The organism is Alphaproteobacteria bacterium, from assembly GCA_040218575.1.
Taxonomy (GTDB): Bacteria; Pseudomonadota; Alphaproteobacteria; order JAVJRE01; family JAVJRE01; genus JAVJRE01.
This window is the reverse complement of the sequence record JAVJRE010000005.1, coordinates 87579-108032: the sequence shown is the minus strand read 5'-3', so window position 1 is coordinate 108032 and position 20454 is coordinate 87579. Positions and strand designations below refer to the sequence as shown.

Annotated in this window: 23 protein-coding genes and 1 other RNA gene; 12 read left to right on the top strand and 12 right to left on the bottom strand. The window is 67.1% G+C overall.

Features of this window, described 5'->3' with window-relative positions:
- Nucleotides 1-29 precede the first annotated feature (29 nt).
- Nucleotides 30-1013: an NAD(P)H-quinone oxidoreductase gene (locus tag RIE31_06465; protein MEQ8640228.1), complete on the bottom strand. Its 984-nt coding sequence runs from the start codon at nucleotides 1011-1013 to the stop codon at nucleotides 30-32.
- 212 nt (nucleotides 1014-1225) lie between these two features.
- Here RIE31_06465 and RIE31_06460 point away from each other — a divergent pair, with 212 nt between their 5' ends.
- Entirely contained in the window at nucleotides 1226-1411 is a 186-nt protein-coding gene (locus RIE31_06460; GenBank protein MEQ8640227.1) for a DUF1192 domain-containing protein, read from the top strand.
- Between the two features lie 252 nt (nucleotides 1412-1663).
- On the opposite strand, the gene RIE31_06455 is transcribed toward RIE31_06460, so the two are convergent.
- Together RIE31_06455 and rpmE are read right to left on the bottom strand one after the other, a co-directional pair.
- Nucleotides 1664-2110 (bottom strand): Hsp20 family protein, encoded by a 447-nt coding sequence (locus RIE31_06455; protein MEQ8640226.1) that lies wholly within the window; start codon nucleotides 2108-2110, stop codon nucleotides 1664-1666.
- 183 nt (nucleotides 2111-2293) lie between these two features.
- Nucleotides 2294-2515, bottom strand: a complete 222-nt coding sequence (gene rpmE, locus RIE31_06450; GenBank protein MEQ8640225.1) for a 50S ribosomal protein L31 — start codon at nucleotides 2513-2515, stop codon at nucleotides 2294-2296.
- Nucleotides 2516-2717: 202 nt separating this feature from the next.
- Between rpmE and RIE31_06445 the strand changes: the two genes are divergently transcribed.
- Nucleotides 2718-4541, top strand: a complete 1824-nt coding sequence (locus RIE31_06445) for an ABC transporter transmembrane domain-containing protein (GenBank protein MEQ8640224.1) — start codon at nucleotides 2718-2720, stop codon at nucleotides 4539-4541.
- Between the two features lie 25 nt (nucleotides 4542-4566).
- Here RIE31_06445 and RIE31_06440 read toward each other — a convergent pair whose 3' ends face one another.
- From RIE31_06440 to tkt, 9 genes are all read right to left on the bottom strand, one after another.
- Nucleotides 4567-5664, bottom strand: a complete 1098-nt coding sequence (locus RIE31_06440; protein ID MEQ8640223.1) for a peptidoglycan -binding protein — start codon at nucleotides 5662-5664, stop codon at nucleotides 4567-4569.
- An 18-nt stretch (nucleotides 5665-5682) separates the two neighbouring features.
- Nucleotides 5683-6828, bottom strand: coding sequence for a flagellar motor protein MotA (locus RIE31_06435; protein MEQ8640222.1), 1146 nt, complete (start codon nucleotides 6826-6828; stop codon nucleotides 5683-5685).
- Nucleotides 6829-6919: 91 nt separating this feature from the next.
- A complete protein-coding gene (locus RIE31_06430) occupies nucleotides 6920-7948 on the bottom strand; it encodes an OmpA family protein (GenBank protein MEQ8640221.1) in 1029 nt (342 codons plus the stop codon).
- Between the two features lie 259 nt (nucleotides 7949-8207).
- On the bottom strand, nucleotides 8208-9035 hold the full coding sequence (locus RIE31_06425) for an inositol monophosphatase family protein (protein ID MEQ8640220.1): 828 nt from the start codon (nucleotides 9033-9035) through the stop codon (nucleotides 8208-8210).
- Nucleotides 9036-9051: 16 nt separating this feature from the next.
- Nucleotides 9052-9621, bottom strand: a complete 570-nt coding sequence (gene efp / locus RIE31_06420; protein MEQ8640219.1) for an elongation factor P — start codon at nucleotides 9619-9621, stop codon at nucleotides 9052-9054.
- 58 nt (nucleotides 9622-9679) lie between these two features.
- Entirely contained in the window at nucleotides 9680-10369 is a 690-nt protein-coding gene (gene thiE / locus RIE31_06415; protein MEQ8640218.1) for a thiamine phosphate synthase, read from the bottom strand.
- A complete protein-coding gene (locus RIE31_06410) occupies nucleotides 10366-10866 on the bottom strand; it encodes a hypothetical protein (GenBank protein MEQ8640217.1) in 501 nt (166 codons plus the stop codon). The genes thiE and RIE31_06410 overlap by 4 nt, the downstream gene beginning before the upstream one ends.
- Complete coding sequence (gene gap / locus RIE31_06405) at nucleotides 10863-11885, bottom strand: type I glyceraldehyde-3-phosphate dehydrogenase (protein ID MEQ8640216.1); 1023 nt, start codon at nucleotides 11883-11885, stop codon at nucleotides 10863-10865. Before gap ends, RIE31_06410 begins: the two co-directional genes overlap by 4 nt.
- A 53-nt stretch (nucleotides 11886-11938) precedes the next feature.
- Complete coding sequence (gene tkt, locus RIE31_06400) at nucleotides 11939-13981, bottom strand: transketolase (GenBank protein ID MEQ8640215.1); 2043 nt, start codon at nucleotides 13979-13981, stop codon at nucleotides 11939-11941.
- 202 nt (nucleotides 13982-14183) lie between these two features.
- On the opposite strand from tkt, the gene RIE31_06395 reads away from it, so the two are divergent.
- The 10 genes from RIE31_06395 to ybgC all read left to right on the top strand — a co-directional run bounded on the left by RIE31_06395 (nucleotide 14184) and on the right by ybgC (nucleotide 20412).
- Nucleotides 14184-14423, top strand: a complete 240-nt coding sequence (locus tag RIE31_06395) for a hypothetical protein (protein ID MEQ8640214.1) — start codon at nucleotides 14184-14186, stop codon at nucleotides 14421-14423.
- Nucleotides 14424-14426: 3 nt separating this feature from the next.
- The gene (gene zapA / locus RIE31_06390) at nucleotides 14427-14756 is read left to right on the top strand and encodes a cell division protein ZapA (protein ID MEQ8640213.1); all 330 of its coding nucleotides are present in this window, start codon (nucleotides 14427-14429) and stop codon (nucleotides 14754-14756) included.
- A 13-nt stretch (nucleotides 14757-14769) separates the two neighbouring features.
- Nucleotides 14770-14924, top strand: a non-coding RNA gene (gene ssrS, locus RIE31_06385) — 6S RNA.
- A gap of 169 nt (nucleotides 14925-15093) precedes the next feature.
- Nucleotides 15094-15747: a 5-formyltetrahydrofolate cyclo-ligase gene (locus tag RIE31_06380; GenBank protein ID MEQ8640212.1), complete on the top strand. Its 654-nt coding sequence runs from the start codon at nucleotides 15094-15096 to the stop codon at nucleotides 15745-15747.
- On the top strand, nucleotides 15747-16601 hold the full coding sequence (locus RIE31_06375; protein ID MEQ8640211.1) for a TIGR00282 family metallophosphoesterase: 855 nt from the start codon (nucleotides 15747-15749) through the stop codon (nucleotides 16599-16601). The genes RIE31_06380 and RIE31_06375 overlap by 1 nt, the downstream gene beginning before the upstream one ends.
- A 177-nt stretch (nucleotides 16602-16778) precedes the next feature.
- On the top strand, nucleotides 16779-17528 hold the full coding sequence (locus RIE31_06370; GenBank protein ID MEQ8640210.1) for a YebC/PmpR family DNA-binding transcriptional regulator: 750 nt from the start codon (nucleotides 16779-16781) through the stop codon (nucleotides 17526-17528).
- 35 nt (nucleotides 17529-17563) lie between these two features.
- Nucleotides 17564-18124: a crossover junction endodeoxyribonuclease RuvC gene (gene ruvC / locus RIE31_06365; GenBank protein MEQ8640209.1), complete on the top strand. Its 561-nt coding sequence runs from the start codon at nucleotides 17564-17566 to the stop codon at nucleotides 18122-18124.
- Nucleotides 18121-18744 (top strand): Holliday junction branch migration protein RuvA, encoded by a 624-nt coding sequence (gene ruvA / locus RIE31_06360; protein ID MEQ8640208.1) that lies wholly within the window; start codon nucleotides 18121-18123, stop codon nucleotides 18742-18744. The genes ruvC and ruvA overlap by 4 nt, the downstream gene beginning before the upstream one ends.
- 116 nt (nucleotides 18745-18860) lie before the next feature.
- A complete protein-coding gene (gene ruvB, locus RIE31_06355) occupies nucleotides 18861-19913 on the top strand; it encodes a Holliday junction branch migration DNA helicase RuvB (GenBank protein ID MEQ8640207.1) in 1053 nt (350 codons plus the stop codon).
- Nucleotides 19903-20412 (top strand): tol-pal system-associated acyl-CoA thioesterase, encoded by a 510-nt coding sequence (gene ybgC / locus RIE31_06350; GenBank protein ID MEQ8640206.1) that lies wholly within the window; start codon nucleotides 19903-19905, stop codon nucleotides 20410-20412. Before ruvB ends, ybgC begins: the two co-directional genes overlap by 11 nt.
- The last annotated feature ends 42 nt before the right edge of the window (nucleotides 20413-20454 follow it).

Here is a 20454-nt window from a genome sequence, read left to right as displayed (position 1 = left end):
TTACCCCGGTTTTGCCTGGCCAGACTGGCTCAGGCGCCCACGGAAATAGCGATTTTCCCGATATGACCACCGGCTTCGATCTCGCGGTGGGCGGCCGCCATGTCCTCCAGCTTGTAGGTCCGGTGGATCACCGGCCGGATCCGGCCGGCCTCGATCAGGGGCCAGATGTGCTGGCGCAGAGCCTTCGCGATCTCGCCCTTCTCGGCAACCGAGCGAGGCCGCAGGGTGGAGCCGGTCATGGTCAGACGCTTGCCCAGCATGGGGCCGAGATTAAGGCTGACCTCACCACCGCCGCGAAAGGCGATGAAGCTCAATCGCCCTTCCAGCCGCAGAATATCCAGGTTCTTCTGAACATAGTCGCCGCCCACCATGTCCAGAACGACGTCGACGCCATCACCGCCGGTTGCCTCGCGTATCGCCGGCAGCCAGTCGCCGTCCTGCGGGTTGACCGCCTTGACCGCCCCCAGCGCCTCACAGGCGGCGCATTTCTCCGCGCTGCGCGCCGTGGCGAAGACCGTGGCGCCCATGGCCCGTGCCATCTGGATGGCTGAGACGCCGATACCGCTGGACCCGCCATGCACCAGCAGGCTTTCACCTTTGGCCAGCCGGGCGCGGTTCCACACATTGGCCCACACGGTGAACACGGTCTCCGGCAGGGTTGCCGCCTCCAGAGCGGTCCAGCCTTTGGGGACCGGCAGACACTGGGGAACCGGCGCCAGGCAGTATTCCGCATAGCCGCCGCCGGCGACCAGGGCACAGACCTCGTCACCGGGCTTGAGTTCACTGACGCCTGGTCCCACCGCCACCACCGTTCCGGCAATATCCAGCCCCGGAATGTCGCTGGCGCCGGGCGGTGGCGCATAGTTGCCCTGGCGCTGCATCAGGTCCGGCCCGTTGACCGACGTACCGGCCACCTTGATCAGCACCTCGCCGGTGGCCGGCTGCGGCGTGGGGCGGGACACCGGCTGCAAACCCTCCGGGCCGCCGGGGGTCGTTATCTCTATCGCGGTCATGGTGGCGGGCAGGGTCAGGTTCATGGGGCTGTGTCCTCGGTTGGGGTGGGGCGGAGTGGGCCAGGCGATGGCGGCCAGAGCCTTGCCGGCACGCTGGCGACCCATCATCCTGTGTCAGGGCTGTATCTGAAGCGGGCCATTCTGGCCCGTGCCGGTGCGCCCGGCAATGCGGCGGGCCGCCCGGCCACGGCCAGTAGTATTTGGGGGAAGACATGAGCGACGAGGAACCGACCCGGTCGCGGGACTTTCCAACCAAGAGCGAGCTGGAACGCATGGCGGTAGCGGACCTGCACGCCTATATCGCCCGGCTGGAAGAGGAAATCGGCCGTGTCCGGCAGATGCTCGACTCCCGGCAAGGAACGCGGGCGGCGGCCGAAGCGCTGTTCCGCAAGGGTTAGCGGCGGCGGCCCGGCAAGGTCCGCCGTTAACCATTTCTTTACACGAGCCCCCTAGGGTGACTGACAGATGCAGAGATGCATCGCGTCATCCAGTCTCGTTGACGCCTCCCTGTTGTGAACTGGGCCGTCCACCCCCATGGACGGCCCTTTTTTTGTGCCGCCGGAAATCTGAAAGATCGAGCCCGCCAGGAAAAGAAAAAGGGCGGCGCCTGCTGACGCCGCCCTTGCGGTGTATACCGGATGGCCAGTGGCCTAGGCGGCTTTACGGCCCTCGATGGCCTGCCCGCTGTTCACCTGGATGCGACGCGGTTTCATGGATTCAGGAACCTCCCGTTCCAGAGCCACGATCAGCATGCCGTTCGCCAGGCTGGCGTCGCGCACCTCGATGTGGTCGGCCAACTGAAAACGCCGTTCGAACTGACGGCTGGCAATTCCGCGGTAGAGATAGGACGTGTCCTTGTCATCCTCCGCCTTGATCTGGCCGGTAATGGTCAGGGTGTTGTCCTTTACCGTCACGTCAATATCGTCCTCGCCAAACCCGGCGACCGCCAGGGCGATGCGGTAGCGGTTCTCGTCAAGCTTCTCGATGTTGTAGGGCGGATAGCCGACAGAATCCCCGTTGGCCGCATCCATCAGGCGCGACAGGGTTTCAAAGCCGACGGTATTCCGGAACAGGGGCGAAAAATCGATCGTACGCATGGCATTTGTCCTCCGTTGAGCAACAGCCATCGGGACCACCGGGCCCCGACCGTTGGTCGCGGGCCATGCAACGCATCAGCCCGGACCATCCGGACCCGCAAGGGCGTCCGGATGCTTTTCCATCTGGGGAGGCTTGCCGGGATTTCAAGGGGTCGGCGCCCCAAACTAGCAACCGCTAAGGGCTTATTTCAGGCCGAACTTGTCGAAGCGCCGGCTGAATTTCGCGAGCTGGCCGCCGCTGTCCACCAGGCGGTGAACGCCGGTCCAGGCCGGGTGGGTCTTGGGGTCGATTTCCAGGCGCAGCGTATCGCCCGCATCACCATAGGTGGAGCGGGTCGTGAAGCTGGTGCCGTCCGTCAACTGGACCGTGATCTCGTGATAATCGGGGTGGATGTCGCTCTTCATCGGTCCTGGCTCCGGTCGAACAGGCGAAAATAGCAATATTGGCAGACCGGCCGGATGTCGCCGGCCGGCCGGGCGAGGCCGGGTTATAGCCAAGGCGGCGGTGGCATGCAACGGCCAGGCTGCCGTACGGCCGGCTGCCCGGCGGCTTGTTGGGCCGGCCGGGCGCTGATAAGACGGCGGCTTCCCGGCAAAGACGGCGACCATGGCGCGATCACCTCATTCCACCGGCCCGGCGGGCAGCGGCCTGTCGGGCTCCCGTCTTGCCGACCGGCCTGCCGGCCACGGCCTCGGCACCTTGCGGCGGCTGGCGCCATTCCTGCGGCCCTACTGGCCCGCAGCGGCCGGCGCGGGCATAGCGCTGGTGATCGCCGCCGGCACGGTCCTGGCACTTGGCCAGGGACTGCGCCGTCTGATCGATCAGGGCTTCTCCCAGGCCGATGGCGCATTGCTCGATCAGGCCTTTGTCATACTCCTGGTGGTGGTGGTGGTTCTGGCGGGCGCCACCTATGCCCGTTTTTATCTGGTGTCGTGGATCGGCGAGCGGGTGGTGGCTGACCTGCGCCGGGCGGTCTTCGAGCGGGTCATCGCACTGGGTCCGGCCTTCTACGAAGTAACGCGCACCGGCGAAGTGATCTCTCGCCTGACCACTGACACCACCTTGCTGCAGACGCTCGTCGGCTCCACGGTTTCGGTGGCGCTGCGCAACGTGCTGTTGCTGATCGGCGGCAGCGTCCTGCTGGCGGTCACCAGCCCGCGCCTGACCGGCTTCGTCTTTCTGGTGCTGCCGTTCGTTGTCCTGCCGATCATCATTCTTGGCCGGCGGGTCAGGCGGCATTCACGCTGGTCGCAGGATCGCGTGGCTGATGTGGCCGGGTATCTGGATGAAACCCTGCACGCGGTGCGTACGGTTCAGGCCTTCAACCACGAGCCCCACGACCGGCGACAATTCTCCACCATTACCGAGGCCGCGGTGCAGGCGGCACTGGTGCGGGTGCGCTGGCGCGCACTGCTGACCGGTCTGGTGATCGTTCTGGTGTTTGGGGCGGTGGCAGCCATCCTGTGGCAGGGCGGTTATGACGTTCTGGAAGGGCGCATGAGCGCCGGCGAGCTGTCCGCCTTTATCTTCTATGCCATCGTCGTGGCCGGTGCGGTGGGGGCGGTCAGCGAGGTGGCCGGCGACCTGCAGCGCGCCGCCGGCGCCACGGAGCGTCTTATGGAATTGCTGGCGATGCGGCCCGACATTGCCGTGCCCGATCACCCGGTCGCCCTGCCGCAGCCGGCACAAGGCGCCGTAGCCTTTGACTCGGTCACCTTTCGCTATCCCGCCGCGCCCCAAACGGCGGCGCTGGATGATGTGAGCTTCACCATTGCGCCGGGCGAGACAATCGCTCTGGTCGGTCCGTCCGGCGCCGGCAAGACCACCGTGTTCCAGATGCTCCTGCGGTTCTACGATCCGGCGTCCGGCACGGTACGCCTCGACGGCGTGGATCTGCGGCAGGCCGATCCGGCGGTGGTGCGCCGGCGCATCGGGCTGGTGCCGCAGGAGCCGGTGCTGTTCGCCGCCGATGCCTGGGAGAATATTCGCTATGGCCGGCCCGAGGCCAGTGACCGTGAGGTCGAAGCGGCGGCCGAGGCGGCCGCGGCCGGCGAATTCCTGCGTCGCCTGCCGCAGGGTTTCGCCACCCACCTCGGCGAAAAGGGAGTGCGCCTGTCCGGCGGTCAGCGCCAGCGCATCGCCATCGCCCGCGCCATCCTGCGCGACCCGGCCCTGCTGCTGCTGGACGAGGCGACCAGCGCTCTCGACGCCGAAAGTGAACGCCTTATTCAGCAGGCGCTGGAACGCCTGCGCGCCGGTCGCACCACTCTGGTCATTGCCCATCGTCTGGCGACCGTGCGCAAGGCCGACCGGATTATTGTTCTGGATGCCGGCCGCATGGTGGCGACCGGCCGCCATGACGCCCTGGTGGCCGAAGGCGGGCTCTATGCGCGGCTGGCGGCGCTGCAGTTTTCCGACCGGGCGGCTTGACCGGGCCTGTCAGCCCGCCGGCCGGTCACCGCTGGGTCAGCTTCAGCTCGATGCGGCGGTTGCGGCGGAAGGCGACTTCATCATCGCTGTCGTCAATCGGCTGGAACTGGCCATAGCCGGTGGCCGACAGGCGTTCGGCCGGGATGCCGGCACTGGCCAGGGCCTTGACCACGGTGATGGCCCGCGCCGTCGAAAGCTCCCAGTTGGATGGAAAGCGACCGGTTGAGATCGGCACCACGTCCGTATGGCCGGAGACCTCGAGAATCCAGTTGATCTCCGGCGGAATCTCGCGGGCGATTTCGGCCAGGGTGCGGGCCAGGCTTTCCACCTGCTGGCGCCCCTCGGGGCCCAGCTCGTCGCTGCCGGAGGCAAACAGCACCTCGGACTGAAAGACAAAGCGGTCGCCGACGATGCGGATGTCCTGGCGGTCGCCCAGCACCTGCCGCAGGCGGCCAAAGAACTCAGAGCGAAAGCGTGACAGCTCCTCCACCCGGGTTGCCAGGGCGGCATTGAGGCGCTGGCCGAGATTGGTGATCTGCACTTCCTGCTGGCGGTTTTTAGCCTCCGATGCCTCCAGCGCCTCGGCAATCGCCGCCAGTTGTTCCCTGAGGGCCAGAATCTGCCGGTTGAGCAGGGCCACCTGATCTTGCGCCTCGGCGGTCAGTTGCCGCTGGGCCGTGGCTTCCGATTCCGCCTGCGCGGCGCGCACTTCCAGCGTGCTCAGGCGGTCCCGCGCCGCGGCCAGATCGCTGCCGGCCTGATCCAGCGTGGCCAGAAGCTCGCGGTTGGTCAGCTCCGCCTGTTCCAGCGCGCCAGCCAGGCGATCACGTTCCCCCAGGGTGGCACGCAACTCGTTGGACAGGGCGTTGACCGTGCTTTCCATCTCCGCCCTGGTGGACCGCTCGAGCTCCAGAATCTGCGCCAGCTCGGATATCTGGCGGTTGAGTTGGTCCAGCTCGCGATCACGGCCGCTCAGCGCTTCGCGCAGGACGAACTGCGCCACCGTGAACACCATCAGCAGAAAAATGATGACGATCAGCAGGGAGGCCAGGGCATCGACGAAACCAGGCCAGATGTCTGGTGGTGCGGTGCGCCGTCGGCCGCGGCCGTAGGTCAGCGACATGCCGGGTTCGACGCCGGCCTAGGCGTCATTGCGTCCGCTCTCCTCGCCCAGCGCCGCGAGGGTCCGGGTCAGAAGGCGGAACTCATTGCGGATTTCACCCATGGTGTCGTGCCGGTTCTGCGACAGCTCCTCGCTCATGCGTGTCAGATGCACATCGATGTTGCGCAGGTGGCCGCGCGCCGCTTCGTCAAACCCACCGCCCTGACCGGTTGTGGCGGCCAGCCGCGTCAGCACCGGCTGCAGCGCCATCTGGCTTTCGGCGATCTTGACCATCAGATTCTGCTCCGTGCGCATGCTGTCGGTCAGACTGCCGATGCGTTCGCCGAGCGTGGCCAGCCGCTGGTCCGCCTTGATGCGGCTTTCCTCGCCGCGCACCAGAGTGCGCTGCAAGGCCTCCAGGCTGTCGGCTGTCTGCTCCAGCAGCGCCTGCACATAGGCCGGTACGGAGGTCTCGCCGTCGCCGCCGATGGCGCCGCCGCCGATCCGTGTATGGCCGGATAACCATTCCTCCAGCTCATTGTAGAAGCGGTTCTGTGCCTGACCGCCCTGCAGGTCGAGGAAGCCAAGAACCAGGGCGCCGGCCAGACCGAACAGCGAGCTGGAAAAGGCGGTGCCCATGCCACCAAGCGGCGCCTGCAGGCCACGGGTCAGGGTCTCGATGAAGTCCGCCGCGTCCGCGTTGACCGTGTCCAGCCCGGCGATCAGGCCGCCCACAGCGCCGATAGTGCGTAACAGCCCCCAGAACGTGCCGAGCAGGCCAAGGAAGATCAGAAGGCCGATGATGTAGCGTGAAATCTCGCGCGATTCGTCTAATCGTGCGCCGATCGAATCGAGCACCGAGCGCATGGCCGGCGCGGTCAGCCGCATATGCTCCTTGCGCTCGCCGAACATGCGCGCCATGGGCGCCAGCAGCCGTGGCTTGGGGCCGGACAGGCCGCCGGTGCCACGCTGGAACGCCTCCATCCACTCTGCTTCCCGACGCAGTGTCAGGACCTGCCGGAAGACAAAGGCAATGCCCAACGCAAACGAAAAGAGAATCAGGCCGTTCAGCGCCACATTGGTCAGGAAGGCCGTCAGCAGGGGCTGCCACAGCAGCCCGGCGACGGCAGCCACGAGGCCGATAAAGACAATCATGCGGACCAGGTAGCGACGCGAGACGGTCATGGCGTTTCCCTAGCGAAGGAATGTGACCGGATTGCGCCGGCAGTTTTTCAGCCGGTCACGACCGTCTGGGCGACGGCGATACCCACAGGGCTCAGCCGGCCACAAGCATCAGGTCCACCCGGTCCGCCGGACCATCTTCCGCGCGATTGCCGAGCGCACGCACGTCCATACGGGTGCCGCCGATGCCGTTGTCGATAAGGTACTTGCGCACCGCCAGCGCACGGGACAGGGACAGGCGACGGGCCTGACTGCTGGTCTCGGCGGTACCGGCGGCATAGGCCAGAATCTGCAGCCGCAGGGTTTCGTCTGCCGCCATGCGGCTGATGATGGCATCCAGCAAGGGCTCCACGCCCTCCGGCAGCGCGGCCGTCTCGGCAGCGAACAGCAGCCGCTCCTGGCGGGCAGACGGCGGCAGGGCGGCGGTCTGGCTTGCCGCTTGCTGAGTCGTCGCTTCCGTCGTCGCTGCAGCGTCGGAGGTGGTTGCGGTGGCTGTCGTATCGTCTGTTGTGGCGACCGGGACGGCCGGCGCCGCGGCGGTGGCATCGGCACTGGCCGGTTCCGCCATGGCGGTGGCGGTGGGCTCGGTTGCGGCGTCCGCCGTCACGGCCGGCAATTGTGCAGCGGCGGTGTCCGCCGCGGCTTCATCGGCGTCTGTCTGGGCGGCGGTCGCCGTCAGGGCGGTAGCCTCTGTCGCTGCGGACTCTGTGGCGCTGGCCGGCGGACTGCCGGTTGTCGCCACAGCCGCCGTACTGGCTGCTGGCGCCGGCGGCGGGCGCAGGCTGACGCCTGGCAGTTGTCCAAGAGTCTGCTGTGCCGCCAATGCCGGTGTACGGCCGGTCGCGGCCTGGCCGCCCAGCAGAGCCAACGCCGCCGGTGACAGGCCGGAGCGTGGTGGGCTGGCCGGCGGAAGCTGAACGGCACCGGCGACGGGCAGGACAGACGATGGCGCACTGCCCGGCAGGCCGCCGCGATAGAAATCGGCGAGGTTGGGTGCGCGGCCCAGGCTGTCGAGGACGGCCTCGTTGACCACCACGCCGCCGCCGCTGCCACCGATGACCGTCGTCCCCTGGGCCAACGCCGGCAGGGACGGCACGGTCATCAGGCCAAAGCCAATGGCCATGGCCCATACCGCTTGTGACGCATGTGATCTGCGGGGGCCTCGCGGCGTCCGCTCGGGGGCACGTCCTGTCGGCATCTGTGTTTGCACGTGGCCAGCCTTCCCTAGGGTCTCCGGCGGTGAACGCCGCCGGGCCAAGATCGTCGGGCCAGAGTGTTTTCGGCCCCGGATTGGCCGCAAAACATAGCCCATCGGCCGGAATGGCCACAACCTGACTTTATTGGCTCGCCGGATCGGCGATACCCGGCCGTCGGGGCGGGCCTCAGGCCGTCATCTGACGGGGCGCCCGCAGACCCATGGCCCGCCGCAACAGCCGGCCGATAGCCTGGTGCATACGGTCATTGGCGGCCAGCACATCCCCGGCCGGCAAGGGATCGGTCGCCCCGTCAATCGCCGTTGCGAAGCCGCCCGCTTCGCGCACCAGTAGCAGGCCGGCGGCGATGTCCCATGGCTTCAGGCCAAATTCCCAGAAGCCCTCATAGCGTCCGGCGGCAACATAGGCGAGATCCAGGGCGGCGGAGCCGGATCGCCGGACGGAGGCGACCTCTCCCATCACCGCCTGCAGGGTGGCGAGATAGCGCTCATGGTCGCCCTGGCCCATGTTGGGGATACCTGTGGCGACTACCGATTCGTCCAGACGGCGGCGGCCGGATACCCGCAACCGGCGGTCGTTGATATAGGCGCCGATGCCCTGGGCGGCCCAGTAGAAATCATCGGTCAGCGGATGATAGACGGCGCCGGCGGTGATGCGGCCGGACTCCTCCACCGCAACGGAAATCGCAAAGTGCGGAATGCCGTGAATAAAGTTGGTGGTGCCGTCCAGCGGGTCGACGATCCAGCGCGTCAGCGCGTCGGGCGGACCGGAGACGCCGCTCTCCTCCATGTGCAGGGTCCAGTCCGGGTGGGCCTTGCTCAGATCTTCCTTCAGGGTCTTTTCCGCCTTGAGGTCGGCGGCGGTCACGAAATCGGCCGTGCCTTTGCGTGAGACCTGGAGTTCCTGCACCTCGCCGAAGTCGCGCACCAGGCCGCGGCCGGCGCGGCGCACGGCCTTGTCGATGACGTTGATGACGGGCGGGCGAAGTGCAGCCATAGCGGGCGCCGGGCGCCTAGTCCCTGGCCCGCTCGACGTAGGTCCGCTCTGTCGGATTGACTACCAGCCGTGCGCCGGCCTCGATGTGAGGGGGCACCATGATTCGCACACCATTACTCAGCATCGCCGGCTTGAAGCTGGACGATGCGGTCTGGCCCTTGACCACCGCATCGGCGTTGATCACTTCCAGAATGACATTGTCCGGTAGTTCAACGCCAAGAACCTCGCCCTCATAGGATTCGATGCTCACCCTCATCCCATCCTGCAGGAACGGCACCAGCTCTTCGCCGATGGTGGACGCGGGAATTGTCACCTGCTCATAGGAGTCGGGGTCCATGAACACATGCTGTTCGCCGTCTGCATAAAGATACTGGAACGACTTCTGCTCAAGCCGGACCCGTTCCACTTCTTCTGACGAGCGAAAGCGCTCGTTCAGCTTGGAGCCGTTGCGCAGGTCGCGCAGCTCCGCCTGCATATACGCGCCGCCTTTGCCGGGCTGGGTATGCTGCACCCGCGTCACCCGCCACAGGCGGTCTTTGTGCTCGATGACGTTGCCGGGACGCAGGGCATTACCGTTGATTTTCATGGGGCACGCTTTCGCAGGCAGGGCGCGCCGGCTGCGGGCGCGCAGGGCGCGGAAGCTATCAACTCGCCCCTTCGCGCGCAACGGACGGGTCGACCGGCGTACGGGCGATGACCGTGTGAAACGCCTGCACGGCTCTGGTCGGGCCTTCCGAATGGTTCCACACACCGCCGGAAACCGCGAGGAAATCCACTCCCGCCGCTACCAGCGGCGCACAGTTTGCGGCGGTAATGCCGCCAATGGCCACCTGCGGCACGGTCGCGACCTCATGCCACCAGGCGATCAGCCACGGCTCCGCCCGGGTCTTCGCCTCTTTTGTGCGGGTCGGAAAGAAGGCGCCGAAGGCCACATAGTCGGCGCCATCCTCCGCCGCCTGGAACGCCAGATCGCGGGAGTTGTGGCAGGTGACACCGATAACCGCGTCGGCGCCCATCATTCGGCGGGCTTCGCGTGCTGGCGTATCGTCCTGGCCAAGATGGACGCCGTCCGCTCCCATTTCCACCGCCAGATCGGGCCGGTCGTTGAGCAGGAAGACCACGTCGTGGCCGCGGCACAACGGCAGCAGGCGGGCAGCAGCGCGTCGCACACTGTCATCATCGCTGCCTTTGAGGCGCAATTGCAACGCCGCCACCGCGCCGCCGTCCAGCGCCCGCTGCAGGGCATCGGCAAAGGGTTCCAGATCAATCGCCGGCGGCGTCACCAGATAGAGCTGGCAGCCTGGAAAATCACCCATGTAGGGTTCGTCGGTCATGACGCCCGTGTCCGGCATGCCGGTTTGCGGGCGGGCGTGGCGCTTCCAGGGACCCTTGGCGCTTCATCAAGCCAGGCGCGGCAGGCGGCGACCGGGTCTGCCTGGCGCGACAGGTCGAGGCAGGGGCCGAGTTCGGCGACCATCCGGATGCCGGCCTCGCCGGCCATGGCGCGCAGTTTCGAGGCCACCGCCGGTGGTCCGTCATAACGCATGGCGGTAACTGGTTCCGCCAGCCCGGCCATGACATCACCGGCCCGGTCACCGCAATCGAGAATGGCAAGCGCAACGGTGCCGGGATACTCCGCCGCAACCGTGGCGGCCATGCGGGCGAACCAGCCGGCGCCGGCATAGGCCGACGCCGCCTCCTGGCTGGCCAGGCAAAAGGCCTTGCCCAGGCCGGCCGCCGCGGCGGCGGCGAGGCGGGCCTCCTCCAGTCCGCGCACCCGGATCACCGGTGCAGGCAGGATTGGTGGCCCGGCCCGGCCGGGTGCATTCATCGCCGCGCCTGTTTCAGCCGCCCCATGGCGGCCGCCACATCCACCATGCGGTGTGAATAGCCCCACTCATTATCGTACCAGGCCAGGACCCGGGCGAAGCGGTCGCCGATCACCTGGGTCTGAGTCAGGTCAAAGATCGCCGAGGCGGTGGTGTGGTTGAAATCGCTGCTGACCAGCGGCTCTTCATTGACCTCGAGAATCCCCTTCAGACGCGGTGAACGGCTGGCGGCGGTCATGGCCTTGTTGATGCCCTCCACCGTCACCTTGCGGCTGGCGTTGAACGAGAAATCAACCAGCGACACATTGGGTGTCGGCACCCGGATCGCCGTGCCGTCCAGCCTGCCTTTCAGTTCAGGCATGACCAGGCCGACCGAGCGTGCCGCACCGGTTGAGGTCGGAATAATATTGATGGCGGCGGCGCGGGCGCGGCGGAAATCACGGTGGTTCTTGTCCACCGTGTTCTGATCGCCGGTATAGGCATGGATGGTGGTCATATAGCCCTGTGCTATACCGCATAGTTTGTGCAGCACGGAGACCACCGGCACCAGACAGTTGGTGGTGCATGAGGCGCATGAGACAATGCGGTGGCCGCGCTTCAGCTTGTGGTCGTTGACTCCCTGAACCACCGTCAGATCGGCGCCGGTGGCGGGCGCCGAGACCAGCACCTTGCCGGCGCCGGCCTCCAGATGCTTGGCGGCTCCGTCTTTGCTGGTGAAGCTGCCGGTGCATTCCACCACCACATCCACCTTCAGCGCGCCCCACGGCAGACGGGTCGGATCACGCTCACTGAATACGCGAATGACGCCGCGGCCGATATCGATGCCGGTGCGCGTTTCCTTGATCCGGCCGGGGAAGGGGCCGTGCACCGAGTCATGGCGCAGAAGATGGGCGTTGGACTCGATGGAGCCGGAGCCGTTAACGGCAACGACCTGAATGTCGCGCCGTTTCGATTCATGAACCGCCCGTAAGACCAGGCGGCCGATGCGGCCGAAACCATTGATGGCAACGCGCACTGGCATGTCTGTCTATCCCTGCTGTGATGTCGGAGTCGGCACGAGGTGTGGCCGGGTAATCAGCCGCTCCGTTTCATGACCGTCCGGGCGCGCTGGGCAATCGCTTGCGGCGTGATGGCGAAATGATTGTACAGGTCGTCGGCCGGGGCCGAGGCGCCAAAGCCCGGCATGGCCACCACATCGTCTTCGCTCGCCACATAGCGGGTCCAGCCAAACGCCACGGCCGCCTCTACCGCAACGCGCGGCGCCGTGCCCAGCACGGCCCGACAATAGGTCTCATCCTGGCTGTCGAACAACTCCCAGCACGGCATGGAGACGACCGCCGCGGCAACCCCTTCCCGGGCCAGCAGATCCCGCGCCGCCATGGCCAGATGCACCTCCGACCCGGTAGCCAGCAGGGTGACCTGCCTGGCGCCCTCGGCCTCGGCCAGTACATAGGCGCCGCGGGCGCAGCGATTGTCGCGCCCGCTGTCATTGCGCAGCGCTGGCAGGTTCTGCCGACTCAGCGCCAGTACCGATGGCGTGGTGCGGCTTTTCAAAGCCAGAATCCAGCACTCTGCCGTCTCAATGGCGTCGGCCGGGCGAAAGACCTGCAGGTTGGGCACCGCGCGCAGGCTTGCCAGATGCTCCACCGGCTGGTGAGTCGGTCCGTCCTCGCCCAGGCCAATGGAATCGTGGGTCAGCACATAGATCACTCCCAGGCCCATCAACGCCGACAGGCGCAACGCCGGCCGCAGATAGTCGCTGAACACCAGGAACGTCCCGCCATAGGGGATGAAACCGCCGTGCAGGGCGATGCCGTTCATGGCCGCCGCCATGCCGTGTTCGCGGATGCCGTAGTGCAGGTAGCGATTGGTGAAATCGTCGGCTGTGATCGGCGTCATCACTTTGGATTTTGTATTGTTGGACCCGGTCAGGTCGGCCGAACCGCCGATCAGGCGGTCAATGCGCGGCGTGATGACTTCAAGCACTTCCTGACTGGACTTGCGCGTTGCCCAGTTGGGCATCTGGCCAGCGAATTGTCCCTTGATTTCCTCCAGCAAGGCGTCCAGGCCAGGCGGCGTATGATGCCGTTGCGCCGCGCGATAGGCGTCACGACGGTCAGCCGGCAGGGCGTCCAGGCGCTTCTCCCAGGCGCTGCGTGCCGCCGCACCGCGGCCGGCCGTGCCCCGCCACGCCGCCAGGATCGGTGCCGGCACGTCGAAGGGTGCGTACGGCCAATCGAGCGTCTGGCGGGCGCCGGCAATCTCTTTCTCGCCCAGGGCGGCGCCATGGGCGGCGGCGGTGCCCGCCTTGGTCGGCGCGCCATAGCCGATGGTCGTGCGGCAGGCGATAAGGGACGGGCGGTCGGCCTTGCGCGCTGTGTCGATGGCCTGGGCAATGGCCTTGGGGTCATGGCCGTCGATGCGTTCGACGGCCCAGCCGCTGGCGGTGAAGCGGCCCAACTGATCTTCGGACGTGGACAGGCCCGTCGGCCCGTCAATGGTGATCCGGTTGTCGTCAAACAGGACGATCAACCGCCTGAGGTGCAGGTGCCCGGCCAGTGAGATTGCCTCCTGGCTGACTCCCTCCATCAGGCAGCCGTCGCCGGCCATAACATAGATATAATGATCCACCAGATCGCGGCCGTGCCGCGCCGCCATCAATTCGGCGCTGATGGCCATGCCGACGCCGGTCGCCAGGCCCTGGCCAAGCGGGCCGGTGGTGGTCTCGATCATTGACCCGTGGCCATATTCCGGGTGGCCGGCGGTGCGGCTGCCGAGCTGGCGAAAGCGCTTCAACTCTTCGATCGGCATGTCCGCATAGCCGGTCAGATAGCCCAGCGCGTAGAGCAGCATCGAGCCATGTCCGGCCGACAGGACCAGCCGATCGCGGTCGCTCCAGTCAGGCCGCGCCGGGTCGAAGCGCAGGAAGCGGTCCAGCAGAACCGTCGCCACGTCAGCCATGCCCATGGGCATGCCGGGGTGGCCGGACTTCGCCGCCTCCACCGCATCCATGGCAAGCGCGCGGACGGCGTTGGCCATGTCGCGGTGGCGCTTCTCATCGGCATTCAAAAGGATGCCGGCGGCAGGTGCGGGGTTCAGCGGATCGGCCGGGGTCATGGCAGCGTTGCCTGGTCTGGAACGGGCCTGTATCGGGACTCACGTCGGGACACACGGGGCCGGCGGGGATGACCGGCACCATGCCGCCCGTCCCTGGCACCGTCAACTGCCGTCGCGTTGGCGATGGTGCCGCGTTGCGGTTAAAAAATGCAGGGCGTAAGGTCGCCACAGTCCGACCCGCCGCGCCTGCAGGAGACACCATATGAGCGACATCGACGCCGCCCAACAGAAACTGAGCGACGCCCTTGGCCGACTGGAGACTGCGGTCGAAAGCTGGAGGAAGAGCAGTGCGGCAAAGGCGTCGGATGCGGCAGCCGCGGCGGAGCGTATGGCCCGTCTTGAGGCGGAGAATGCCCGTCTGGCGGCACTTGCCGCAGAGGCGGGTGAGCGGCTGGAGGCGGCGATCAGCCGCATTAATCAAGCCCTCGCCGGTGGTGCCTGAGCCATGGCCCAGGTCAGCATTACTATCAACGGCCGCGCCTATGAAATCGCCTGTGATGACGGACAGGAATCCCATCTGCAGGAGCTTGGCCGCTACGTGGACAGTCGCGTCGCGGAACTGTCCGGGGCCTTGGGCCAGATCGGCGATGCCCGCCTGCTGGTCATGGCCGGCCTGCTGATTGCCGATGAATTGGGTGAGCTGCGCGACTCCCTGGCGGCGGAGGACGACAATCGCGCCGCCGCCGGCGCGGCTCATGACCAGACCGTGGCCAGCGGGCTGGCCGCCGCCGCCGACCGCGTCAACAGACTTGCCGCGCGCCTCGCGGCCACCTAGATTCCCTGCCGGGCGGTGGCTGCGCGGTTCGTTGGCATCGCATTCCCTGGGGCTGATCGTTTCTCTCGGGAGCTGTCCCTGTTCTGGCCCTGGCCAGGATATATGGCGCCCACCTGCATACGCAGGCCACAGAGGAATCATAATGCTGACGGCCGAGGTGGCGCCGCCCAATTTTTCCTCACCCGGGCCGGGCCCGGGCCCGGCCCGACATGCGGCGCTTGAGCGGGCCTGTGCCGATGGCTTCACTGGCTGACCTTCCGTCGCCCAACATGACCCGCCCCGGCCGCCGGCCTTTGTGCCAGCCGATTGCCTGACTCTGCAGCGACATATCAAAACCATGAACTCCACCCCCGCGCCTCAATCACCGTCTGCCGCGCACGGCACGGCGGCTATAGTCGCCGCCAAGAGTGCCTTGCGGGCCCAAATGATGGTGCTGCGCGATTCGCAGAGCGGCGACGGCGGACCTGCCGCCGCTCGTCGTCTGCGCGACAATTTCATGGCGGCCATCCCCCGCCGGCCCGGTGAACCGGTGTCAGGCTTCTGGGCGACACGCAGCGAGATCAGCACCGTGCCGTTGCTCACCGCTCTGGTGGAACAGGGCCATGCGGTTGGCCTGCCGGTCATGCAGGGGCGTGGCAAGCCCCTGCGGTTTCGCCGCTGGACGCCGGGTGCGGCGCTGGTGCCCGGACCGTTCTCTATTCCGGTGCCGGAAGACAGCGCCGAATCGGTCGTCCCCAGTCTGGTGATCGTGCCGTTGCTGGCCTTTGATAGCGCCGGTTATCGCCTGGGCTATGGCGGTGGATATTACGATCGCACCCTGGCCGAACTGCGCGGCGCCGGGTCCGTTCTGGCCGTGGGCATTGCCTTTGCCGCACAAGAAGTCGCCGCGGTGCCTCGCGAGTCCTTCGACCAGCCGCTCGACTGGATTGTCACGGACGACGGCGCGCGGGCCTTTTCCGGGTCTGCGGCGTCGACAGGTCAGGCGGGCTGATGCGGATTCTGTTTCTTGGCGATGTGGTCGGACGCGCCGCCCGCTCCGCCGTGATGGGCACCATGCCGGGCCTGCGTCAGGCGCTGGACCTGGATTTTGTCGTGGTCAATGGCGAGAACGCAGCCGGCGGGCGTGGCCTGACGGTGCAGATGGCCCGCGACTTCTATGCCGCCGGGGTCGATGTGCTGACCACCGGCAACTGGGTGTGGGGTCAGCGCGAGATCATCGCCTATATCGACAGTGATCCGCGCCTGCTGCGGCCGCTCAATTTTCCGCCGGGGTCGCCCGGCCTCGGCGCCGGCCTGTTTGACGCGCGCGGCCGGCGCAAGGTGGCGGTCATTCATGTCATCGGTCGCGTCCACATGGAGCCGATGGATGACCCCTTCCAGGCGGCCGAGCGGGCACTCGAACGCTATTCCCTGGGCGGCGCGGCCGATGCCATCATTCTTGACGTGCATGGGGAGGCCACGTCGGAGAAGCAGGCGCTGGCGCATGCCGTGGATGGACGGGTCAGCGTCGTGGTCGGCAGCCATACCCATGTGCCCACCGCCGACAATCACATCCTGCCCGGCGGCACCGCCTATCAGAGCGATGCCGGCATGTGTGGCGACTATAATTCGGTGATCGGCTACGACACTGACCACTGGGTCCAGCGTTTTGTGCGCAAGCTGCCCATGGCCCATCCGGCCGGGGTTGCCGGCGGCGAGCCCAGCCTGTGCGGCCTGTTTGTGGAGACCGATGACGCTACCGGCCTGGCCAGACGACAGGCGCCTGTGCGCCTGGGCGGCGTATTGTCGCCGGCCTGGCCGGGCGATTCGCCGCCGCCGCCCCTGATCCTGCTGGATACGGTCTGACCCGGCCAGCGTCCTGCCGACCGTAGCAGGCTCCTATAAGCCCCTATAAAGGGGTGCGGAGGGAACTGGGCCCTATATATAGGGAATCGTGGTATGCTATTGCATGCGCCAAGGGCGGGCCACGGGCCCGCTCGGGCGACGCTAGTCCTGTGCGGCCACGAACCGGTTTGACATCCCATGGCGGGGCATTCCCAGTTTAAGAACATCATGTTCCGCAAGGGCGCGCAGGATGCCAAGCGCGCCAAGCTGTTCACCCGTCTGGGGCGGGAAATTGTCGCCGCCGCGCGGCTTGGCGGGACGGACCCGGACGCCAACGCCCGACTGCGCGCTGCGATTACCGATGCCAAGCGCGCCAATATGCCCAAGGACCGTATTCAGCGGGCGGTCCAGCAGGGCAGCGGTGCCGGTGATGACAGCAACTATGAAGAAATCCGCTATGAGGGCTATGGCCCGGGCGGTGTCGCCATCATGGTCGAGGCCGTGACCGACAATCGCAACCGGACGGCGGCGGAGATTCGCTCTCTGTTTAACAAGAATGGCGGCAGCCTGGGTGAAACCGGTTCGGTCCATTTCCTATTCAACCGGGTCGGCGAGATTCGCTATTCGGCAGATGCGGCGGCTCCTGAGGCGATGTTTGAAGGGGCGCTGGAGGCCGGCGCCGACGACGTGGACTCAGGCGAGGACGGACACGTCATTACCTGCCAGGCGGGTGATCTGCACACCGTGGCCGAAGCGCTGGAAGAGCGTATCGGCGCGCCGCAGAGTGTGCGCCTGGTGTGGAGTCCGACTACTACGGTTGACCTGGATCAGGACGGCGCCGAGGCCCTGTTTCGCCTGATCGACGCCCTGGAGGAATCGGACGATGTGCAGGATGTCTCGGCCAATGCTGAGCTGTCCGACGATGTTGCGGCGCGGCTTGAGGGCTGAATGAGCCGCGGTCCGGCGATGGCGGGCTGGCGGCGATGATCATTCTCGGTCTCGATCCCGGTCTGCGCCGCACCGGCTGGGGCGTTATTTCTCTCACCGGCAACCGCCTCGACCATATGGCAAGTGGTGTGATCGACACGTCCGGCGGCGACTCTCTGGCTCTGCGGCTGGTTGCCCTGTTTGACGGCGTGGGGGCGGTTATCGCCGATCACCGGCCGGATACCGCGGCGGTGGAGGAGACCTTCGTCAATCGCAACCCGGCCTCTGCCCTGAAACTCGGTCAGGCGCGCGGTGTGGTTCTGATGGCGCCGGCCGCGGCCGGACTGCCGGTTCATGAATATGCCGCCAATCTGGTCAAGAAGACCGTCGTCGGCGTCGGCCATGCCGCCAAGGATCAGGTGGCGCTCATGGTCCGGCGCATTCTGCCGACCGCCCGACCTGCCAGCCACGATGCCGCTGACGCTCTGGCCGTGGCCATCTGTCATGCCCATCTGGCGGCCACCGCGCAGCGGGTGGGCGCCGGCAGCACGGCCGCCGCTACCACGGCCACCTGGGACAACTACCACGCCGCCGCGGGCAACGGACGCGGCCGGTGATCGGCAAGCTTACCGGACTGGTGGACGAGGTGCGGGGCGATCACCTCATTATTGATGTGTCCGGCGTTGGCTATCTGGTGCAGGCGTCGGCGGTGACGCTGGCCCAGTTGCCGGGCCATGGACGTAAGGTCAGCCTGCTGATCGAAACCGACGTGGGCGAGGACCATATTCGCCTCTATGGGTTCGCCGAACCGGCGGAGCGTGACTGGTTTCGTTTGCTGAACGGGGTGCAGGGCGTCAGCGGTCGGCTGGCCCTGGCGGTCCTGTCGGTCATGCCGCCGCGCCGCCTGGCGCAGGCCATTGCCGCTGACGACCGCCGTGCCCTGACGGCGGCTGATGGCGTCGGGCCGAAACTGGCGGCGCGCATCACTACGGAGTTGAAGGACCGGGCGACCACCCTGGCCCTGATGTCCGGCGCTTTGGCGGCCGGTGCCGACGGCGCCGCGCCGGCTGTGTTCGATGATGACCGGACCGGCGGATCGGCTTTGTCGGTGCTGGCCAATCTGGGCTACGGCCGCAGTGAGGCCTTCGCCGCCCTGGCGGCGGCCGAGCGCCGACTGGGACCGGATGCCGCCCTTGAGTCCCTGATCCGCGAGAGCCTGCGGGAGCTGGCATCGTGAGCCGTCCTTCTGGTCGACGCTCCAACCAGCGCTCAGGCCAGCGTCCGGACCACGCCGCGCCGCGCGACCCTGTGGCCGCCGCCGATACGGATGGCGCCGGCGGCGCGGGCCGCGATGTGGCGGCCGGACCGCAGACCGGCGACACGGTCGAAAGCGGGCTCCGACCGCAACGGCTGGCGGATTTCGTCGGTCAGCCGGATCTTTGTGGCAACCTCTCCGTTTTCATCGCCGCCGCCCGCCAGCGCGACGAGGCGCTTGATCATGTGCTGCTCTATGGCCCGCCGGGCCTCGGCAAGACCACCCTGGCGCAGATTGTCTCGCGTGAGCTGCGCACCGGCTTTCGCGCCACCTCCGGCCCGGTTCTGGCCAGGGCCGGGGACCTGGCGGCGATTCTCACCAATCTGGAACCGCGCGACGTTCTGTTCATTGATGAAATCCACCGTCTCAACCCGGCGGTGGAGGAAATCCTTTATCCGGCCATGGAGGACTTTGAGCTGGACCTGCTGATCGGCGAGGGCCCGGGCGCGCGGTCCATCCGTATCAGCCTGCCGCCCTTCACACTGGTTGGGGCCACCACCCGCACCGGCCTGGTGGCGTCGCCCCTGCGCGAACGCTTTGGCATACCGCTTCGCCTGTCTTTCTATGCGCCGCGCGACCTGGAGATCATCGTGCGTCGCGCCGCCGGTCTGCTGGACATGGTGATCAGCGACGACGGCGCGGCGGAAATCGCCCGCCGCGCCCGCGGCACACCGCGCATTGCCCTGCGCCTGTTGCGCCGGGTGCGGGACTTCGCGGCGGTGGATCAGGTCAGCGAAGTGACCGCGCGCGTGGCCGACGCGGCGCTGCTGCGGCTGGCGGTGGATGGCAGCGGTCTGGACGCCATGGACCGGCGCTATCTGCGGTGTATCGCTGAGAATTATGGCGGCGGGCCCGTCGGCGTGGAGACCATTGCCGCCGCCCTGTCGGAACAGCGTGACGTGCTGGAAGAGGTGATTGAGCCCTTCCTGCTGCAGCAGGGGATGCTGCACCGCACACCGCGTGGCCGGGTCCTGTCCGAAGGGGCGTGGCGCCACCTGGATCTGGCGCCGCCGGCGGCGGCGCAGCTCAGCTTGCTGGCCGGCGCCGACCCGGACCTGGATGAGCCGGACCCGGATAGCCATGACCCTTGACCGGCGGCCAGCCACAGGCCAGGGCAGCGCCGGCGGCGGCCATCGCCACGACGTCCGCGTCTATTACGAAGACACCGACGCCGGCGGCGTTGTCTATTACGCCAACTACTTGCGCTATGCGGAGCGGGCGCGGACAGAGTTTCTGCGCAGTCTCGGGGTCGAGCAGGAGATGCTGCGCCGGACCCAGGGTTTGGCTCTGGCGGTGCGGCGGTGCGTCTGTGACTTTCACCGGCCGGCCCATCTGGACGATGTGCTGACGGTGGAAAGCGCCCTGGTCGGGCAGGGACCGGCCCATCTGGACCTCAACCAGACGATCCGCCGCGAGGCCCTCACCCTGGTTGAACTGTTCGTGACCATCGTTTGCGTACGGGACGGGCGGGCGGCCCGGATACCGGGCCCGGTACGCGCCGCTTTCGCCAAACTTGAGTCGGATTTGCCATTTTCACGTCGAAAAGACGTGGTCAGGTCACCCGCTGCCCGCGGGGTCGGAGCCGGCTGAGCCCGTCTGTCAGGACGGACATTGGCCATACAGCACAGGGGA

Excerpts from the sequence above, each read along its gene's own strand:
- zapA (MEQ8640213.1), top strand. The coding sequence starts at position 14,427 with ATGGCCCAGGTCAGCATTACTATCAACGGCCGCGCCTATGAAATCGCC.
- gap (MEQ8640216.1), bottom strand. The coding sequence starts at position 11,885 with ATGCCAGTGCGCGTTGCCATCAATGGTTTCGGCCGCATCGGCCGCCTG.
- RIE31_06430 (MEQ8640221.1), bottom strand. The coding sequence starts at position 7,948 with ATGGCCATTGGCTTTGGCCTGATGACCGTGCCGTCCCTGCCGGCGTTG.
- RIE31_06465 (MEQ8640228.1), bottom strand. The coding sequence starts at position 1,013 with ATGACCGCGATAGAGATAACGACCCCCGGCGGCCCGGAGGGTTTGCAG.
- RIE31_06460 (MEQ8640227.1), top strand. The coding sequence starts at position 1,226 with ATGAGCGACGAGGAACCGACCCGGTCGCGGGACTTTCCAACCAAGAGC.
- rpmE (MEQ8640225.1), bottom strand. The coding sequence starts at position 2,515 with ATGAAGAGCGACATCCACCCCGATTATCACGAGATCACGGTCCAGTTG.
- RIE31_06455 (MEQ8640226.1), bottom strand. The coding sequence starts at position 2,110 with ATGCGTACGATCGATTTTTCGCCCCTGTTCCGGAATACCGTCGGCTTT.
- tkt (MEQ8640215.1), bottom strand. The coding sequence starts at position 13,981 with ATGACCCCGGCCGATCCGCTGAACCCCGCACCTGCCGCCGGCATCCTT.
- RIE31_06435 (MEQ8640222.1), bottom strand. The coding sequence starts at position 6,828 with ATGACCGTCTCGCGTCGCTACCTGGTCCGCATGATTGTCTTTATCGGC.
- RIE31_06380 (MEQ8640212.1), top strand. The coding sequence starts at position 15,094 with ATGAACTCCACCCCCGCGCCTCAATCACCGTCTGCCGCGCACGGCACG.
- RIE31_06440 (MEQ8640223.1), bottom strand. The coding sequence starts at position 5,664 with ATGTCGCTGACCTACGGCCGCGGCCGACGGCGCACCGCACCACCAGAC.
- ruvC (MEQ8640209.1), top strand. The coding sequence starts at position 17,564 with ATGATCATTCTCGGTCTCGATCCCGGTCTGCGCCGCACCGGCTGGGGC.
- RIE31_06375 (MEQ8640211.1), top strand. The coding sequence starts at position 15,747 with ATGCGGATTCTGTTTCTTGGCGATGTGGTCGGACGCGCCGCCCGCTCC.
- RIE31_06395 (MEQ8640214.1), top strand. The coding sequence starts at position 14,184 with ATGAGCGACATCGACGCCGCCCAACAGAAACTGAGCGACGCCCTTGGC.
- RIE31_06445 (MEQ8640224.1), top strand. The coding sequence starts at position 2,718 with ATGGCGCGATCACCTCATTCCACCGGCCCGGCGGGCAGCGGCCTGTCG.
- RIE31_06425 (MEQ8640220.1), bottom strand. The coding sequence starts at position 9,035 with ATGGCTGCACTTCGCCCGCCCGTCATCAACGTCATCGACAAGGCCGTG.
- RIE31_06410 (MEQ8640217.1), bottom strand. The coding sequence starts at position 10,866 with ATGAATGCACCCGGCCGGGCCGGGCCACCAATCCTGCCTGCACCGGTG.
- thiE (MEQ8640218.1), bottom strand. The coding sequence starts at position 10,369 with ATGACCGACGAACCCTACATGGGTGATTTTCCAGGCTGCCAGCTCTAT.
- RIE31_06370 (MEQ8640210.1), top strand. The coding sequence starts at position 16,779 with ATGGCGGGGCATTCCCAGTTTAAGAACATCATGTTCCGCAAGGGCGCG.
- ybgC (MEQ8640206.1), top strand. The coding sequence starts at position 19,903 with ATGACCCTTGACCGGCGGCCAGCCACAGGCCAGGGCAGCGCCGGCGGC.
- efp (MEQ8640219.1), bottom strand. The coding sequence starts at position 9,621 with ATGAAAATCAACGGTAATGCCCTGCGTCCCGGCAACGTCATCGAGCAC.